Here is a 16,792-nt window from a genome sequence, read left to right as displayed (position 1 = left end):
AAAAGAGAGGAATACATACATGTATACAATAGATAAATAGAATGGGACATGTATAGAAAAAAGGAGAAAAATGATGACGTGTCATAAACAAGGGTTACAATTTATTAGCAATAGAAAGAGGAATAAACGATGAAGATGAAGCATGCTTTCGGACCAATTATTTTAGCCTGTGTACTCTTTTTCATTGTATTGCTTATTCCATCTAAGAGTTTAGTTTCACTAATAAGCGATAAAAAGATAGAAGATGCAGCAACTTCCTTACAAAAAGAGAAATTACAAAGTGTTTTCTTGCAACAGAAAATGTTAGAGAATTCGCAGTATTTACCGATGTATGGTTCATCAGAGTTTTTACGAATGGATGCATATCATCCATCTAACTATTTTAGAGTAAATCCAGCAGGTTTTACTCCATTTTTAATAGGGACTGGTGGTACGCAAAGCTTGGCTCATATATTAAATATGACGTCTACAATGGATGAATTAGAAGGTAAAAAGGTAGTCTTTGTTCTTTCACCACAATGGTTTACAAAAACCGGTGTATCACAAGGGGATTTTACAAATAATTTCTCCAAACAACAAGCCTATCACTTTATTTTTAATGACGAAATAAAGCCTGAAATGAAGAAAAAAATCGCGAAACGTTTACTAGATTATAAAGTTGTTCGTAAGGATGCGATATTAAGTAGTTCGCTAGAAAGTATTGTATATAACGATACAAAACATAACATAAAAGCTGGACTAGCTAAACCGCTAGCGTATATGTACCGGAACATTTTAGATCATCGAGATTTATTTAACTCTCTATTTAAGATCGAACCGATGAAAGAGGAAACAAATATGGGATTACGTTCGCTTTCTTGGGAAGATGCACGTAAACATGCGGAACAAGAAGGTAAAGTAGGATCCACAACAAATACATTCGGAATTGAAAATCCATATTATTATAAACATAATTTAAAGAAAAAATTAAAAGGTTTAAAAAACTTTAGAGCAAATGAATCGTATGATGATTCACCAGAATATGATGACTTACAAATTGTTTTAGATCTTTTCAAAGAAAAAAATGTAAAACCACTCTTTATTTCTGTGCCTGTAAACGGACCGTGGTATGATTACGCTGGTTTCCCAAAAGAACGTCGTGATGTGTATTACAATAAGGTTCGCGATCAAGTTGAGAAAGCGGGATACCCAGTAGTCGATTTTTCTAGCCATGAATATGATAAGTATTTCTTAAAAGATACGATTCATTTAGGCTGGAAAGGATGGATCTATTTTGATGAAGCAGTGCAGAAGTTTTACTCTGAAAAATAATGCATAAACAATAGAAACAGGAATGGCAATAAAGCCGTTCCTGTTTTTTAGTATAGAGGATTTTGGTGTGGGCAATTTGGAAAGGCGTGTATATCTTGAATTTGTCTAAAGTCATAATGTTTCATGGCGAACTGGGCTTGGTAAAGGTATTCGTAAACAAATAATTGATTATTTTGAACGCCGCATAAAACGCCGGATGTCCCTTGCCCATTAATGAGAGAAACACCAACAGGGCGTCCGATTAAGTATGGTACTTTTTGCTGCCAATGCATAGGGAATCAATCCTTTTTGAGTTACTATACGTATTTTATGGTGGAATTGTTGCTTATCCATGTAAATCTTAGACTGGAGTGTTTTAATGAAATGTCTAGAAATCATTAATATGAATGAATTATTAGTGTGGAAGAGGAGTGCATTATGGAGAAAGGAAGGATTCTGGAAGAAAAGTTAAATCTAATAGAATGGTGCCAAACATTGAATGGAATATCGGAGGATAAATGGTTTCAACCATTTAAAAAAGGTTCATGGGCAATTGCGGATGTAATTTCACATTTTATTGTTTGGGATGAGTTTTTAATGAAGTATAGAATTTCATATTTTGTAAGCGGGAAATCTGTACATATCGTTCCAACAGATGTTGAGGAAATGAATAAGGGTGCAATAAAATATGCAAGGTCTGGTATTTCAAAAGAAGAATTAATAGATCAATTTAGCTTTACTCGTAAACAATTAGTAGACCAAATTGAGCGAATTCCTGCTCGGAATTTTAATAATGACTATCAATTTGGCACAAAAAAATTGAGGTTAAATAATTATTTTTCATCACTTATCGAGCATGACTTAAAGCATAAAAAAGAAATAATACAATTTCTAATACATGATCAAGCCGATAATAAAACCGCTATAATTCTTAATGAATTTATAGCGGTTTTTATTATAATCTTAAGCAAGATTTTTACGTTTTTTTGTCCACTTTTTTATTACGAAATATAAAAGTATAAGTACAACACCACCGATAGCGAACGATTTCACATACGGTCCAGCAATATCGTTAATATTCTCCCAATTTTCACCTAGTTTCTCACCTAAATAAATGAAAATGATAGACCAAGGGATGATCGCAAGTGCTGTTAATGTAGTGAAACGTAGTAATGGCATTTTTGTAATACCAGCAGGAATTGATATCGCATGACGAACGATAGGAATGAAACGTGCAGTGAAAATTACGCCAGTTCCGTAACGATTAAACCAATCTTCAGCAGCATCCATTTGTTTTTTATGTATGAAAATATACTTACCGTAACGTTCTAATACAGGGCGACCACCATATCGACCAATCCAGTAAACAAAGATTTGGGCAATAACCCCACCAATTGTACCGAATATAACTGCGCCTACAAATGAGATACTACCATTGAATACTAAGTATCCCGCATAAGCAAGGACAATCTCACTTGGAATAATTTCAATCATAAGTCCAAGCATTATGCCCCAATAACCTAATCCCTCAAAAAATGTTAATACTGAATGAATAAAACTACTTAACATTGTTGCACCTTCTAATTTATGAATTTTGAATATAAGCCCCTTTATTTAACAATGTAAAAGGTTCACTATATGTAGATTATACCTTATTTATATAGTGGATTGCCATTTCAATTCTTTTATGTCTCTCATAAGTATTATAGTAAAGGATATAAGCCCAGTTTTCATGAAGAGATAATGAAAAGATTATTAAATATTTCTCATATATTAGTGAGAATAAAGGTGTCTACATAAAACTTTTTTAGTCTCCGAAAAAGTTCATGAAGGGCAATTTCGAATTTCATGTGAGCTTAATAGTACAAAAGATATATTGATATAAAAAACAGGAGCAAATCTGCTCCTGTTTTTTAAGGTTTCACATCTAAATTTTGTAAAAATAATGTTGCTGTCACATATCGTTTCGCTAGCATTTGTACATAAGCGGTATGTACAGAAAGTGTGGCGATAATAATAGCGTTACGAATTGCTTCGCGTTGTTCGTTATTAATTTGATCGAACTTACTTGCTATTTTATCAGCTTTTTCTTTTACGATATTTTCGATCGTATGAACTGTATCTGTAGCATTTAGTTGTAAGTAATTCCCTTGATTCAGTTCTTCAAATAAAGAAGAATAAGCTACATATAAATGAAGAGGATTAATTAAATCATCACTTCGATCGGCCGGGTCATTTACGATGAGTCGTAATAGTTTGCGAATAGATTCAAAATCAAGCGCTGTTTTTAAATCTTCGACAATGAATAGTAATGCTGCTTGTTCGATTGAGTATTTTTTCCCTTTTTGAGGTGAGCCAATCATTTCTTTTATATCTCGTTTCACCCAGTTTTGCATAGCAGTTACAGAGAAACTCGTGTTTTCAATCTGATTGCCAAGCGCAACTATTTCATTTAAAGAAAAACCGACGACATCCGTATCGTCAATCTTAATCAATTTTTCAAAAATAGGTGAAAGTGCGGTTGTAATAAAAGCAGTAACGCTTTGTCCGCTTTCAATATCTTTTTTATGTGACTTTGCCCAAGCTTCTTGTAAAATGCCGAGAGGCTTCTTCGTATTCCATCCTCTTAGTGATAGAAGGAGCGTTGCCATTTCGTTTCGTGTGAGATGAAATGTTTCCATCTTTTCACCTCCAAAATTATAAAAAGTTCTTATGAACTTATAATATGTTTTGTTTCATTTAAAGTCAATTCCGTTTTGCTTAATTTTTCCTATGTCATGAAATTGTCGTAAGTAAATAATGCTTGCATATTTCGACAAAAGTTCATATAATAAGTTCATAAGAACCTTTAAAATGGTTTTAAAACAAATCTATCATTCTGAATTTACTAGAAAGATAGATTTCACATATATCTATATAAAAGGAGAATGGATATAATATGTTGAAAAAACTTGTAGCAGTAATGACAGCATTCATGGTTATCTTTGGGGCTAGTAGCTTTATGTTCGTAGATCATGCGGCAGCGAAAAGTTACAAATCTGGTAAAAAATCATATACACCAAGTTCAGGTCAAAAGTCAAAAGTTGATTTAAACAAAAAAGATTCTAATGTGAATTCACAAAAAACGACAACTGATTCAAAAACAAAAGCAACAAACACAGCGCCAAAAAGTAATAAAGGTGGCTTTATGAAAGGCCTATTACTAGGTGGTCTTGGTGGTTTACTAATGGGTAGCTTATTTGCAAATATGGGAGCACTTGGTTCTGTATTAGCGTTTATGGTAAATATGTTAGTAATGGCTGGTATCGTAATGTTAGCAGTTCGTGCATTTAAATACTTCAAAGATCAACGTAAGAAAAAGGCAGATGAAGTAGCATGGAAACAATAAAAATTTCTGAACAAGAACTTATAAATGCACTTTGCGTATATATCGCTAAAAAACGACAAGTTGGTCCAGAAGAAGTTTCAGTTGAACTAATGTATGATGATGACTACGGTTTCTCTGCAGAAGTAGAGGTAAATGGTCGCCAGCAAATTTTAATTCAAGCAAACTTAATCGAAGCACTACGCTTGTTGCTTGATCGAGAATACAACGTCAATTCATTTGCAGCAAGATTGCAACTTGAATTAGATGATGAAGAAGGCATCTACGCATTAGCGAAATTTAATAACTCGGACGAGTAGTGAAAAGAGCTGTTGAGAGTAATCTCAGCAGCTCTTTTTAGTATGTGCATATGTAGAAGAATAATCACGCCAAAGTTCATTCATCTTCCGTCTACCAACATCAATCATTGGATTAAATTGAATCGCTGCTTTTTGACGAACAGAGTGAACGTTTTGAATTGCTTGTTGTAATTGTTCGTCGACTACGTCAAGTTTCTCACTTGCATGTTTAGCGACAGATAGACCTGCAACTGTCCCTTGCACCATCGCGATTTTTCCGCTTTCAATGCCAGTAATATTTCCAGCTACAAATAAACCTGGAAGAGGGGTTTCCATTTCTTCTGAATGAAGTGGAACATGTCCGCCTAATTCTGGAATGTAATGGAAAGGGCATCCTGCTACAGCGGCAAGCTCAGCAAGCGGATATAAACCTCCGGCTATACAAACGAAGTCTGCCTCATAGACCTTTTCTGATCCGTTAATAATATTCCCTTTAGAGTCAATGTTAGCAACACGTACACCCTCTACTTGATCTGTACCGATAATTTCAAGTGCAGCTTTACGAAGATGAAGCGGCGTCCCGTTTATTTTCATGCCGCTATTTGGATAAAATGTTAATCCAGCTTTTCGAATCCAATCATATTTCATAAAACGGCTACCTATACGTAGGAAGGGAGATGGGGCGAGGTGAGCCGCATTTAAGAGCGATTTTAAAACTTCTTCTGGTTCACCGGCCTTTTGGCTTAACTCGCTTTTTTCAGGGATTACAATATGATCCACTGTGATGCCAGCTAATTGCAATTCGTTTAAAATGGCGAATGACAAAATATTAGCACCGATAATGATTCCTTTTTTACCAACTTGAACGCGGTGAACATTTGTCATAACTTGAGCTGCGCCAATTGACATAACCCCTGGAAGTGTCCAACCGGGTAGGGGAATAGAATACTCCGCAGCCCCAGTAGCAATTAGTACGAACGGTGCTTCTAACGTACCGATATTTGTATGCACGAACCAATAACTCTCATCTTTATCTAAATTATAGACGGAAACACCGCACCGAATATCGACTGAAAGAGATTTTGCTTCTTCGTGAAGACGTTTTGATTCTTCTATTCCGTTCCACCATTCCCCAGTAGGCTCTTGATGCAACTGTCCTAACAATCTCCCGCCCGGCTTCATAAATTCATCAATAACAAGTACGTTAAGTCCAAAACGTGCACAAGAGATGGAAGCTGATAATCCTGCTGGTCCTGCACCAATAATAATTACATCGATCATCGCTTTTTCACCATCTCTCTCACGATATTTGGATGCTGTTTTCCGCTGTCAACAACCATATCGTTTTCAACTACAGTTAAGCAAGCTCGTACATTCGTTTGATTGTTTACAGTCACGCGGCATTCAGAACAATGCCCGATATTACAATAAATACCTCGCGGAGTTCCGCTATCTTCATGTACTCTTAACGTTCTTATTCCGTTTGCAAGTAGAGCGGCCGCTATCGTTTCATGTTCATATGCTTCGTATTGTTGACCATTAAATTGAAAATTGATACGCTGACTACTATTTAAACTACCTAAAATAGGGTGATGTGTAATTCTACTCATTGATTGTCACCTACCGCTCCAAAAGTAACTGCACGCACTGGCGGTTGATATTTTAATGGAATTTCATTTTGGGATATGTTAGGATTCGCATTTTCTACCATTCGTTCTATCGTCATTCTACATGTTCTACCGCCGCAAAAACCCATACCAGCACGTGTTCTTAGTTTTAGCTCACGAGCTGAGCAATTATATTCAGCAATTGTCGATTGAAGTTGTCCGTATGTAACTTCTTCACAACGACAAACAATTAAGTTCTCTTTATTCGTCATATGTATTCCTCCTCTAGTTCGGTTTACATAAATTATTATGCAAAAACTATGCCAATATAGAGGAGGAGAGGGGTTATTGTAACCCTAGTCTTTTTAAACGGTTATATAAAGTGGCCCTCGTTACCCCAAGTTGTTTCGCACATTCTAATTTATTACCATCTAAAATGCGTAAAGCTCTTTCAATTACCTTTTTCTCGTGCTCATCCATTTCTTCTTGTAAAGAAAGAATCGTATTATTATTGCTGATTAATAAGGAATGAGCCGTATGATTGTCTAAAGTATCATTTGTATGAAACGGTAAATATTCTTGTTTTATAATGCCGTCTGTCGCAAATACGACGAGTCTTTCAACTACGTTGCGGAGCTCGCGAATATTACCAGGCCAATTGTAATGAAGCAGTTCATGCATAATATTTGAAGGTAAGTCTCGAATAGGCCTGTTATAGTTTATTGAAAAATCGTTTAAAAAGGAGTACGTCAATTCGATAATATCCTCTCGTCTTTCGCGCAGCGGTGGAATAAGCAAGCTAACTACATTTAAGCGATAGTATAAATCTTCTCGGAAAGTTCCTTTTCTCATTTCTTCTTGTAAATCACGGTTTGTAGCAGCGATAATGCGGAAATCGATATGTATTTCTTTTTCTCCACCAACTCGGTAATACTTTCGTTCTTGCAGTACACGTAAAAGCTTCACTTGCATATCGAGCGGCATTTCACCTATTTCATCGAGGAACAAAGTACCGCCTTGTGCGAGCTCTATTTTACCTTTCTTACCTTTACTATTTGCACCAGAAAACGCCCCGCGCTCGTAACCAAATAATTCACTTTCAAATAACGCTTCTGGGATTGCGCCGCAGTTAATTGAAATGAAAGGGGCATTTGCTGTCTCACTTGCTTCATGAATTGCTTTCGCAAACACTTCTTTTCCAACTCCGCTTTCTCCGAGTATTAAAACCGTGGATTTCACTGAACAAACCTTTCTAGCTAATTGAATCGTTCTTTGTATAACAGGGCTTTTTCCATTCATCGCAAGGAAAGGATCGGATGTATCTTTATATTTTGCTACTTCTTGTTCTAAACGGTGCATTTCATGCGACATATTAAATAGTTTTTCATTTAATACGACTTGATTTGTAACATCCGTTTCTGAAACGACTGCTCCAATAATTTTATCGTTGCAATAAACTGGGTTTGAATTAATTAATACGAACAAATCTGGACGTGGCTGATGGAACTGAGCAATTATGCTTTTTCCGTCATGTAATGATTGCAGAATTTCTAAATCTTTATAATCAAAAAAACGGGTGATGGGTTGTCCGATAATTTCATTATGGTTCACTGAAAAAATCTTTTCAGCGCCATCTGTCCAAGTACGAACGCATTCTTTATCGTCGATGACTGTAACAGAAGAATCAGACGTTTGAATAACAGTGTTATAAAAAGCTAGTAGTTCATTGTAATACTTATAAAGAAAAGGAATCATTTGCTGAGCAGTTATACAGCATAAAGGCTCTTGATTTTCTTTAATGATGACAACGGCTAGTTCATGAGAAAATGCGTCGATTAAAGTAGTGAAAGAGTCATCTTCATATATAACTGCGCACCTCCATTCCTCAGTAGGTGAATGGAGGTAATAAAATTTTTCACCTACCTGTTTCATGCGCTTAACGATACTTGTACAATCAATTGACAAAATTTTTATTAACTCTTTTATTGTTGGGAATGAAAATGCCATAGTGCCCTCCTATTATGTATAAAAATTTAGACAGTGATAAAAAAATAATACACCTATTTACGATAAATATGAAATATTTTTACAAATAAAAATTATTTCATATAAATAGTTCTGTATGTAGAGTTGGCACACCAATTGCATAAATAGAAAGTGAGAGATTTAGGAGAAAGGAGGGGTGCTATGTGAGACACTGTGACGTTTTAATAATAGGCGGTGGTATTATAGGATGTTCTATCGCTTATTACACATCAAAATACGGACGAGACGTAACAATCATTGAAAAAGGGGAATTTGTAAGTGGAACGTCTTCACGGTGTGACGGGAACATTTTGGCGATTGATAAAGACCCAGGATTTGATAGTCAAATGTCGTTAGTAAGTCAAAATTTAGTAACTGAATTAAGTGAAGAATTGGAGCACTCATTTGAATATAGAGCGCCAGGAAGCATTCTCGTTTGTGAATCAGACGAAGAGATGGAGGCAGCGCAGCAATGGGTAAATCGTCAAAAAGAGGCGGGTTTACCATTTCGAATGCTTGATAGGCAAGATATAAAAGAAGAATCACCATTTTTTGCAGATGATTTATTAGGCGGTTTAGAATGTGCAACGGATTCAACTGTAAATCCATATCTTCTTGCTTTTTCACTTCTTGCAGAATCGAAGAAATTTGGTACAAAAGCTTTTAATCATACAGAAGTTAAAGAAGTGAAAAGAGATATAGACGGTTCCTTTATTGTAGAAACGACAAATGGAACGTTTACTGCGAAACAAGTGGTGAACGCAGCCGGTGTGTGGGCTCCTAAAATCGGACAGATGTTAGATGTGAATATCCCAATTGAACCGAGAAAGGGACATATTATTGTAGCTTCAAGGCAACAACACGTTGGCTGCCGTAAAGTAATGGAATTTGGTTATTTAATTTCTAAATTTGGTGGAAAACGAAAAGTGGATGCTTTAACTGAAAAGTATGGGGTGGCACTTGTATTTGAACCGACAGAAAGCCAAAATTTTTTAATTGGTAGTAGTAGAGAGTTTGTAGGTTTTCATACGAAGATAAATAACGAGGTTATTAAATGTATTGCGAATAGAGCAATTCGTTTTTATCCGAAAATGGCAGATATGATGGTGATTCGTTCATATGCTGGTTTACGCCCGTGGACAGAAGATCATTTTCCAATCATTTCACGAGTGGAACATATTCCGAACTACTTTATAGCAGCAGGGCATGAAGGCGATGGAATTAGTCTTGCGGCAGTTACCGGGAAAGTGATTGAGGAGTTATTAAATGAAAAAGAAACAATCATTCCTATTGAACCACTTCGTTTGAGTCGTTTTACAGAAAGGGTGTTAAACGGATGAGGTTACAAAGAGTCTTTACGACGATTGATACACATACAGGAGGGAATCCAACGAGGACATTAATTAGCGGACTTCCTAAGTTAATTGGAGAGACAATGGCAGAGAAGATGTTACATATGAAAAAGGAGTATGACTGGATTCGCAAATTGTTAATGAATGAGCCGCGTGGTCATGATGTAATGTCAGGAGCACTATTAACAGATCCGTGTCATCCTGAAGCTGATATAGGTGTTATATACATAGAGACAGGTGGATATTTGCCGATGTGTGGCCACGATACAATCGGTGTATGTACAGCTTTAGTTGAATCAGGTTTAATTCCAGTAATTGAACCGGTTACTTCTTTAAAGCTAGATACACCAGCTGGCTTAGTTGAAGTAGATATTTCTGTTCAAGATGGGAAAGCGAAAGAAGTCTCCTTCTGTAACATACCAGCTTTTTTACTGAAAAATATTTCTGTACACGTCGAAGAAATTGGAACTGTAGAGGCTGATATTGCGTATGGAGGGAATTTTTATGCCATTATCGATGCGAAGTCAGTAGGTTTAGAGTTAGTACCAGAAAACGCATCTACAATCATTGATAAGGCTATTCATATTAGAAATACAATTAATGAGAAGTTTGAAATCATTCATCCAGAGTATTCGTTTATAAGAGGATTAACACATGTTGAATTTTATACAGATCCTACTCATGAAAGTGCGCATGTGAAAAATACAGTTGTTGTTCCGCCAGGAGGAATTGATCGATCTCCATGCGGCACAGGAACATCAGCGAAGTTAGCTGTATTATATGCTCATAAAAAAATTGATATCGATGAAGAATTTGTTCATGAGAGTATTGTAGGTTCTTTATTTAAAGGGTGTGTTATGAATACAACATATGTAGAAAATATTGAAGCTGTAGTAACGAAAATTACGGGATCAGCTTGGCTTATGGGTATGCATAGATTTTTTTACAATGAAAAGGATCCACTTAAAGAAGGCTTTTTGCTAATTCCGCCGATGGAACATGAAACGGAGGATGTAAAATGAACATTCAAAAAATGTATACAGCAGTAGACGTACACGTAAATGGCGAGGCATTTCGTGTAATGAAAGACGTACCATGCAAATACTACTACAGTTTGGAGCAGTTAAACGAACAATTTTCAGGTGAATTAGCAGAAGAAATGAAGCTTTTATTAAATGAACCACGTGGTTTTATCGGTTTAAATGGATGTATTGTCGTTCCTTCTATTCATAATGAAGTGGATGCAGCTGTATTGTTTTTTAATCATGAAGGATCCATTCCTCTTCATTACGGAGGCATTGTCGCAGTAATAACGATGTTACTAGAAAGCGGGTATTTAAAAAAGAGAGAGTCTAATCAATACAAAATCGAAACGCTATCTGGCATGTTTTCAGTCGATGCATATGTAGAGAATGATGAAGTTGTATCTGTTTCGATTGAAAGCAAACTATGTTATATGATTGAGAAAAATTTAAAGATTGGTAATATAAGTTACTCTCTCATACAGGCAGATAAAGTATATGCAGTTGTAGAAAAAGATACGTATTCGCCAGAAATCAGTATTGAAAACATCTCTAAATTAAAAAAATGGGGTGAAGCTACACTTCAAACTATACAAAAACAGTCATTAATAAAAAGACTTATTTTAGTAGATTCTATGCAAAAAGAAAAGAACCATATAAAGTCGATTACATTTCATGAAGATAACTTTATAGTACGTTCACCAGGTTTTGTTTCTACTATTGTGTCTTATGTTCATACATTATTTAAAAATGATTATATAGCGGATAAACCTTTTAGAAATGAAAGCATTTTTAACAGCTTTATAACAGTAGAAAAAGTGAAGAAAGAAGAACTCGGATACATTTTTCGATTTGAAAGTAGAGGGTTTATTACAGGTATGCAAACATTTATATTAGATCCTACTGATCCGTTTCCAACAGGTTTCTTATTAAAATAATATGTTAAAGGGAGAGATAAAGATGCAAAAAATTAAAGGGGCATTTCCAGTATTAATAACACCGATGGATGAATTTCAAGAGATTGATTGGAAAGGCGTAAAACAAAACGTAAACTACTTTATTGAGCAAAAGGTAGCTGGAATTATTATTAATGGAAGTACGGGGGAATTTGTTAGTTTATCAAAAGAAGAACGATTTAACATGGTAGAAACAGTATTAAAAGAAGTTGATGGCCGTATTCCAGTTATTGTTGGAACTGCTGCAGAGACGACGAAAGAAACGATTGAATATACGAAACATGCAGAAGCGCACGGAGCGGATTGCGCATTAATTATAAACTCTTACTATTGTAAACCGAAGGAAGAGGAGATTTATTTTCATTTTAAAGAAATCTCAAACGCTGTAAATATACCAATTATGCTATACAATAACCCATTTACTTCTGGTGTTGATATGAGCACAGAGTTAATGCTCCGTATTGGAAAGGAGTGTAAAAATGTTACACATATTAAAGAATCTAGCGGAGATATTCGAAAAGCGAGAGATTTAGTAAGACAAGGTGAAGGTGCTTTCCAAGTCTTCTGCGGATCTGAAGATTTAGTTATGGAATCTTATTTAGTAGGTGCATCGGGATGGGTTTCAGTAGCCGGAAATATCGTTCCAGGACTCGTTACGAAAATGTATGAGCATTTTCAAAATGGTGAATTAGAAAAAGCGTGGGAAATGAACGATGCTATTTTACCTCTTTGTGAGTTTCTTGAAGGATCAGGAAAGTATGTGCAAATCGTTAAACGTTCAATGGAATTACATGGGCAAGTCGGAGGACCTTCACGTTATCCGAGATTAGGATTAACTGAAGAAGAAGATCAAAAGCTTCAAGCTATTTTACTAGAAATTGCAGCTCATGCAGCTGTTTAAATAAGGAGGAGAGTATATATGTTAACGACAAACATTGAGCTGAAACCAAAAGTGAAAGCGTTTTTAAATGAAGAAATTAAAATGTTTATTAATGGTGAATTTGTTTCTTCAATAAGTGGAAAGACGTTTGAAACATACAATCCAGCAACAGAAGATGTTCTAGCAGTCGTATGTGAAGCGCAAGAAGAAGATGTTGATGTCGCAGTAAAAGCGGCAAGATTTGCTTTTGAATCAGGCCCGTGGGCAGAGATGACTACTGCTGAAAGAGCACACCTTATTTATAAATTAGCAGATTTAATTGAAGAGCATAGAGAAGAATTAGCACAGCTGGAAGCTTTAGATAATGGAAAACCATATCAAGTAGCACTTGATGATGATATTTCAGCGACTGTAGAAAATTACCGCTATTACGCGGGATGGGCTACAAAAATTATCGGGCAAACGATTCCGATTTCAAAAGACTATTTAAATTACACACGCCATGAACCGGTTGGCGTTGTAGGTCAAATTATCCCGTGGAATTTTCCGCTCGTTATGTCTTCTTGGAAAATGGGAGCCGCTCTTGCGACGGGTTGTACGATTGTATTAAAACCAGCAGAGCAAACACCTTTATCTTTACTATATTCAGCGAAGCTTTTTAAAGAAGCTGGTTTTCCAAACGGTGTCGTAAACTTTGTACCAGGTTTCGGCCCTGAAGCAGGATCGGCAATTGTAAACCATCATGATATTGATAAAGTAGCTTTCACAGGTTCAACAGTTACAGGGAAATATATTATGCGTCAATCTGCAGAAACAATTAAACATGTAACGTTAGAACTTGGTGGTAAGTCACCAAACATCATTTTAGAAGACGCTGACTTAGAAGAAGCGATTAACGGTGCGTTCCAAGGCATTATGTATAATCATGGTCAAAATTGTAGCGCAGGATCTCGAGTTTTCGTTCATCGGAAACATTATGAAATAGTAGTAAATGAACTTGTGAAAATGGCAAATAACGTGAAGCTAGGGGCAGGTATGGAGGCGGAAACTGAAATGGGACCGCTCGTATCTAAAAAACAACAAGAGCGTGTGCTAAATTACATTGAACAAGGAAAATCTGAAGGTGCTACTGTTGCAGCTGGTGGTAAACGTGCATTTGAAAAAGGTTATTTTGTACAGCCAACAGTATTCACAAATGTTACAGACGATATGACAATCGTTAAGGAAGAAATTTTCGGACCAGTTGTCGTTGTACTCCCGTTTGATTCGACAGAAGAAGTAATTGAAAGAGCAAATCGCTCGTCTTACGGACTTGCTGCGGGCGTATGGACACAAAATATTAAAACAGGGCATCAAGTGGCCAATAAATTAAAGGCAGGAACAGTGTGGATTAATGATTATAACTTAGAAAATGCTGCTGCACCATTTGGTGGATATAAACAATCAGGTATCGGACGTGAATTAGGTTCATACGCCCTTGATAACTATACAGAAGTGAAAAGTGTTTGGGTAAATATAAAGTAATAGAGAGTCTAACTGTTAATAAATAGAGGGATGAAATAATGAGAGATGCGGATAACTGGAAGGTTTAATAATAGTTGTCCGTTTTCTTATATATAAAATTACTTTTTTAAAAGAATTATAAGGGGGATTTGGATGGAGAAATTAGTAGAATGGTTAGTAGGGCAAGTTTGGAGTATTGGCTTAGTTGTTTTTGCATTAGGAGCAGGAGTGTATTTCACAATTGCAACTCGTTTTTTACAAATTCGCTATTTTAAGGAGATGATTAAACTATTATTTGAAGGGAAGAGCTCGGAGACTGGGATATCATCCTTTCAAGCATTTTGTTTGGCGTTATCAGGTAGGGTTGGAATTGGTAATATCGCAGGAGTAGCGACAGCTATCGCTTTCGGCGGACCTGGAGCTGTATTTTGGATGTGGGTGATGGCATTATTAGGAGCAGCTAGTGCATTTGTTGAATCAACATTAGCACAAGTATATAAAAGTAAAGTAGGCAATGAATACCGTGGTGGTACGCCATATTTCATTGAGAAAGGCTTGAAAATGAAATGGTTTGCGGTCATTGTAGCGGTCGTTGTAACACTATCATATGGCGTTTTATTACCAGGTATTCAATCGAGTAGTATCGCAGTTGGATTTGAAAATTCTAATGGTATTAGCAAATATATAACTGGTATATTGTTAGTCGTATTATTAGCAGCTATCATTTTTGGTGGCGTAAAGAGAATTGCGGGCGTTTCTCAAATGCTAGTTCCATTTATGGCAATTGGTTATGTAATTGTTACATGTATCGTATTAATTGCGAATGTAACGGAAATTCCAAGTATGTTTGCTTTAATTTTCTCAAGTGCTTTTGGTGTAAATGAAATGTTTGGCGGCATCGTCGGCGCAGCTATTGCATGGGGTGTAAAGCGTGCTGTATTTTCAAATGTTGCTGGTGTTGGAGAAGCAACGTATAGCTCTGCCGCTGCTGAAGTATCTCATCCTGCAAAACAAGGGCTAGTTCAAGCGTTTTCTGTATATATTGATACAATTGTAGTATGTACAGCGACAGCTCTTATGATATTAATAACAGGTATGTATAATGTAATACCTGAAGGGAAAAGCGCTATTGTAAAGAATATGGGAAATGTAGATGCAGGTCCAATCTATACACAACAAGCAGTTGAAACTGTTATGACAGGATTTGGTCCATTATTTATTTCAATCGCAATCTTCTTTTTTGCATTTACAACTTTACTCGCGTACTACTATATCGCTGAAACGACACTCACTTATTTAGATCGTGACCTCAAATATAGCTGGTTAAAACCAGTTTTGAAAATTGGGTTTTTAATTATGGTTTACATCGGTAGCGTAGAATCAGCTTCGCTATTATGGAACCTTGGAGATTTAGGAATCGGTAGTATGGCATGGTTAAACTTAATCGCGATTCTATTATTAAGTAAAACGGCATTAAAAGTGTTAAAAGACTATGAAACGCAGAAAAAAGAAGGGAAAGATCCAGTGTTTGATCCTAAAAATGTGGGAATTGAAGGTTTAACATTTTGGGAAGAAAGAAGTAAAGAGGTTGAAAGGAAAAATTCTAAAGAAAAAGTGTCAGTAGATAATGGGCTGAAACTGTAGATGTGCAAATTTAAAAGTAAAATAAACTGAAAATTCATTCTATTTTTTTAAAGTAAATATTTGTATATGTCCTTTATTTTATCTCATACTAAAGTAAGTGTGAATAAAATGAATGGAGGATATACGATGGAAAATCAACAATATGGCTCTATAAATGATGTATTACTTGATTATAAAGAAGGTATAGGGAATTTTACGCAACAAATCCCTGAAATTGCAGAAACATATAACGCTTTTACACAAGCATGTTTTCAGGAGGGTACATTAACTAAAAGAGAAAAGCAGCTCATTGCATTAGGGATTAGTTTAGCAACACAAGACGAATATTGTACGATTTATCATACGAAGGGCTGTATTGACCAAGGATGTTCTGATAAAGAAATTTTAGAAGCTTGTGGTGTTTCAGCCGCGTTTGCTGGGGGAGCTGCAATGAGTCAGGCAGTAACCTTAGTACAAGAATGTCTGGTGGAATTGAAACATCAAAATCATTAAACAAGAAAAAGCCCTCCTTAAAATATTCTTTTAAGGGGGACTTTCTAGTTTAGTCTAATTTTTTTGAAAGAGTTTCAATTGTTTCATATAGTCGATAGCTTTTGTTTTATTACTCTGTTTAGAAACATAGTGTGCCTCGTTTAAATTTCTATAAAAACTATTAAATATTTCTTCAGAAAGTATGCCGTCAGAGATAGCTTTTTTTACTGCACAGTGTGGTTCATTTGTATGCGAACAATTAGAAAATTTACATTTCCGAGATATACCCGCAATATCTTCATATCCAAAATCAAAGTTACCTTTATGTTCTATCAAGTCAAATCCCATTTTAATATTATATATTTTTATAAAACGATGT

Annotated in this window: 18 protein-coding genes and 1 pseudogene; 11 read left to right on the top strand and 8 right to left on the bottom strand. The window is 35.7% G+C overall.

Annotated elements, in window-relative coordinates:
- Positions 1-129: 129 nt before the first annotated feature.
- Entirely contained in the window at positions 130-1,311 is a 1,182-nt protein-coding gene (gene dltD / locus JFT95_RS11945) for a D-alanyl-lipoteichoic acid biosynthesis protein DltD (RefSeq protein ID WP_002127775.1), read from the top strand.
- A 47-nt stretch (positions 1,312-1,358) separates the two neighbouring features.
- Here dltD and JFT95_RS11940 read toward each other — a convergent pair whose 3' ends face one another.
- Positions 1,359-1,583 (bottom strand): hypothetical protein, encoded by a 225-nt coding sequence (locus JFT95_RS11940; RefSeq protein ID WP_002032598.1) that lies wholly within the window; start codon positions 1,581-1,583, stop codon positions 1,359-1,361.
- A 145-nt stretch (positions 1,584-1,728) separates the two neighbouring features.
- Here JFT95_RS11940 and JFT95_RS11935 point away from each other — a divergent pair.
- Positions 1,729-2,208: pseudogene (locus JFT95_RS11935) on the top strand (DinB family protein); the annotation flags it as partial.
- Positions 2,209-2,253: 45 nt separating this feature from the next.
- Here the strand turns inward: JFT95_RS11935 and uptA are convergent.
- Together uptA and JFT95_RS11925 are read right to left on the bottom strand one after the other, a co-directional pair.
- Complete coding sequence (uptA, locus tag JFT95_RS11930; protein ID WP_002032601.1) at positions 2,254-2,859, bottom strand: undecaprenyl phosphate transporter UptA; 606 nt, start codon at positions 2,857-2,859, stop codon at positions 2,254-2,256.
- A 344-nt stretch (positions 2,860-3,203) separates the two neighbouring features.
- Positions 3,204-3,971 carry a DUF1836 domain-containing protein gene (locus JFT95_RS11925; RefSeq protein ID WP_201052310.1) on the bottom strand — a complete coding sequence of 256 codons (768 nt, stop codon included), beginning with the start codon at positions 3,969-3,971 and terminating at the stop codon, positions 3,204-3,206.
- Positions 3,972-4,228: 257 nt separating this feature from the next.
- Here JFT95_RS11925 and JFT95_RS11920 point away from each other — a divergent pair, with 257 nt between their 5' ends.
- Positions 4,229-4,678 (top strand): hypothetical protein, encoded by a 450-nt coding sequence (locus JFT95_RS11920; RefSeq protein WP_002032604.1) that lies wholly within the window; start codon positions 4,229-4,231, stop codon positions 4,676-4,678.
- Positions 4,666-4,974, top strand: a complete 309-nt coding sequence (locus JFT95_RS11915; RefSeq protein ID WP_201052309.1) for a YxcD family protein — start codon at positions 4,666-4,668, stop codon at positions 4,972-4,974. The genes JFT95_RS11920 and JFT95_RS11915 overlap by 13 nt, the downstream gene beginning before the upstream one ends.
- A gap of 24 nt (positions 4,975-4,998) precedes the next feature.
- Here the strand turns inward: JFT95_RS11915 and JFT95_RS11910 are convergent, their stop codons facing one another.
- The 4 genes from JFT95_RS11910 to JFT95_RS11895 all read right to left on the bottom strand — a co-directional run bounded on the left by JFT95_RS11910 (position 4,999) and on the right by JFT95_RS11895 (position 8,567).
- Positions 4,999-6,234, bottom strand: a complete 1,236-nt coding sequence (locus tag JFT95_RS11910) for an NAD(P)/FAD-dependent oxidoreductase (protein WP_201052308.1) — start codon at positions 6,232-6,234, stop codon at positions 4,999-5,001.
- Complete coding sequence (locus JFT95_RS11905) at positions 6,231-6,563, bottom strand: (2Fe-2S)-binding protein (RefSeq protein ID WP_201052307.1); 333 nt, start codon at positions 6,561-6,563, stop codon at positions 6,231-6,233. The genes JFT95_RS11910 and JFT95_RS11905 overlap by 4 nt, the downstream gene beginning before the upstream one ends.
- Positions 6,560-6,832: a (2Fe-2S)-binding protein gene (locus JFT95_RS11900; RefSeq protein ID WP_002012972.1), complete on the bottom strand. Its 273-nt coding sequence runs from the start codon at positions 6,830-6,832 to the stop codon at positions 6,560-6,562. Before JFT95_RS11900 ends, JFT95_RS11905 begins: the two co-directional genes overlap by 4 nt.
- 73 nt (positions 6,833-6,905) lie before the next feature.
- Positions 6,906-8,567, bottom strand: a complete 1,662-nt coding sequence (locus tag JFT95_RS11895; RefSeq protein WP_033729259.1) for a sigma-54 interaction domain-containing protein — start codon at positions 8,565-8,567, stop codon at positions 6,906-6,908.
- A 182-nt stretch (positions 8,568-8,749) separates the two neighbouring features.
- Between JFT95_RS11895 and JFT95_RS11890 the strand changes: the two genes are divergently transcribed.
- From JFT95_RS11890 to JFT95_RS11860, 7 genes are all read left to right on the top strand, one after another.
- On the top strand, positions 8,750-9,925 hold the full coding sequence (locus tag JFT95_RS11890; RefSeq protein WP_201052306.1) for an NAD(P)/FAD-dependent oxidoreductase: 1,176 nt from the start codon (positions 8,750-8,752) through the stop codon (positions 9,923-9,925).
- Positions 9,922-10,959 (top strand): proline racemase family protein, encoded by a 1,038-nt coding sequence (locus JFT95_RS11885; protein ID WP_201052305.1) that lies wholly within the window; start codon positions 9,922-9,924, stop codon positions 10,957-10,959. Before JFT95_RS11890 ends, JFT95_RS11885 begins: the two co-directional genes overlap by 4 nt.
- Positions 10,956-11,897, top strand: coding sequence for a proline racemase family protein (locus JFT95_RS11880; RefSeq protein ID WP_201052303.1), 942 nt, complete (start codon positions 10,956-10,958; stop codon positions 11,895-11,897). Before JFT95_RS11885 ends, JFT95_RS11880 begins: the two co-directional genes overlap by 4 nt.
- Before the next feature lie 22 nt (positions 11,898-11,919).
- Positions 11,920-12,816: a 4-hydroxy-tetrahydrodipicolinate synthase gene (gene dapA / locus JFT95_RS11875; protein ID WP_002127763.1), complete on the top strand. Its 897-nt coding sequence runs from the start codon at positions 11,920-11,922 to the stop codon at positions 12,814-12,816.
- An 18-nt stretch (positions 12,817-12,834) separates the two neighbouring features.
- On the top strand, positions 12,835-14,319 hold the full coding sequence (locus JFT95_RS11870; protein ID WP_201052301.1) for an aldehyde dehydrogenase family protein: 1,485 nt from the start codon (positions 12,835-12,837) through the stop codon (positions 14,317-14,319).
- 132 nt (positions 14,320-14,451) lie between these two features.
- On the top strand, positions 14,452-15,942 hold the full coding sequence (locus JFT95_RS11865; protein WP_078203342.1) for an alanine/glycine:cation symporter family protein: 1,491 nt from the start codon (positions 14,452-14,454) through the stop codon (positions 15,940-15,942).
- 126 nt (positions 15,943-16,068) lie between these two features.
- Positions 16,069-16,434 carry a carboxymuconolactone decarboxylase family protein gene (locus JFT95_RS11860; RefSeq protein WP_002168216.1) on the top strand — a complete coding sequence of 122 codons (366 nt, stop codon included), beginning with the start codon at positions 16,069-16,071 and terminating at the stop codon, positions 16,432-16,434.
- A gap of 54 nt (positions 16,435-16,488) precedes the next feature.
- Here the strand turns inward: JFT95_RS11860 and JFT95_RS11855 are convergent, their stop codons facing one another.
- Positions 16,489-16,761, bottom strand: a complete 273-nt coding sequence (locus tag JFT95_RS11855; RefSeq protein ID WP_033713265.1) for a P-loop NTPase family protein — start codon at positions 16,759-16,761, stop codon at positions 16,489-16,491.
- Between the last annotated feature and the right edge of the window lie 31 nt (positions 16,762-16,792).

It is taken from the genome of Bacillus sp. TH17 (genome assembly GCF_016651125.1).
GTDB lineage: Bacteria > Bacillota > Bacilli > Bacillales > Bacillaceae_G > Bacillus_A > Bacillus_A mycoides.
Note: the sequence above shows the minus strand (reverse complement) of the source record. Positions and strands in the feature narration are given on the sequence as shown.

Bases quoted from the DNA above. Each gene is read 5' to 3' on its own strand.
- JFT95_RS11895 (WP_033729259.1), bottom strand. From the start codon at position 8,567: ATGGCATTTTCATTCCCAACAATAAAAGAGTTAATAAAAATTTTGTCA.
- dltD (WP_002127775.1), top strand. From the start codon at position 130: ATGAAGATGAAGCATGCTTTCGGACCAATTATTTTAGCCTGTGTACTC.
- JFT95_RS11920 (WP_002032604.1), top strand. From the start codon at position 4,229: ATGTTGAAAAAACTTGTAGCAGTAATGACAGCATTCATGGTTATCTTT.
- JFT95_RS11925 (WP_201052310.1), bottom strand. From the start codon at position 3,971: ATGGAAACATTTCATCTCACACGAAACGAAATGGCAACGCTCCTTCTA.
- JFT95_RS11885 (WP_201052305.1), top strand. From the start codon at position 9,922: ATGAGGTTACAAAGAGTCTTTACGACGATTGATACACATACAGGAGGG.
- JFT95_RS11870 (WP_201052301.1), top strand. From the start codon at position 12,835: ATGTTAACGACAAACATTGAGCTGAAACCAAAAGTGAAAGCGTTTTTA.
- JFT95_RS11915 (WP_201052309.1), top strand. From the start codon at position 4,666: ATGGAAACAATAAAAATTTCTGAACAAGAACTTATAAATGCACTTTGC.
- dapA (WP_002127763.1), top strand. From the start codon at position 11,920: ATGCAAAAAATTAAAGGGGCATTTCCAGTATTAATAACACCGATGGAT.
- JFT95_RS11855 (WP_033713265.1), bottom strand. From the start codon at position 16,761: ATGGGATTTGACTTGATAGAACATAAAGGTAACTTTGATTTTGGATAT.
- uptA (WP_002032601.1), bottom strand. From the start codon at position 2,859: ATGTTAAGTAGTTTTATTCATTCAGTATTAACATTTTTTGAGGGATTA.
- JFT95_RS11865 (WP_078203342.1), top strand. From the start codon at position 14,452: ATGGAGAAATTAGTAGAATGGTTAGTAGGGCAAGTTTGGAGTATTGGC.
- JFT95_RS11880 (WP_201052303.1), top strand. From the start codon at position 10,956: ATGAACATTCAAAAAATGTATACAGCAGTAGACGTACACGTAAATGGC.
- JFT95_RS11940 (WP_002032598.1), bottom strand. From the start codon at position 1,583: ATGCATTGGCAGCAAAAAGTACCATACTTAATCGGACGCCCTGTTGGT.
- JFT95_RS11910 (WP_201052308.1), bottom strand. From the start codon at position 6,234: ATGATCGATGTAATTATTATTGGTGCAGGACCAGCAGGATTATCAGCT.
- JFT95_RS11905 (WP_201052307.1), bottom strand. From the start codon at position 6,563: ATGAGTAGAATTACACATCACCCTATTTTAGGTAGTTTAAATAGTAGT.
- JFT95_RS11900 (WP_002012972.1), bottom strand. From the start codon at position 6,832: ATGACGAATAAAGAGAACTTAATTGTTTGTCGTTGTGAAGAAGTTACA.
- JFT95_RS11860 (WP_002168216.1), top strand. From the start codon at position 16,069: ATGGAAAATCAACAATATGGCTCTATAAATGATGTATTACTTGATTAT.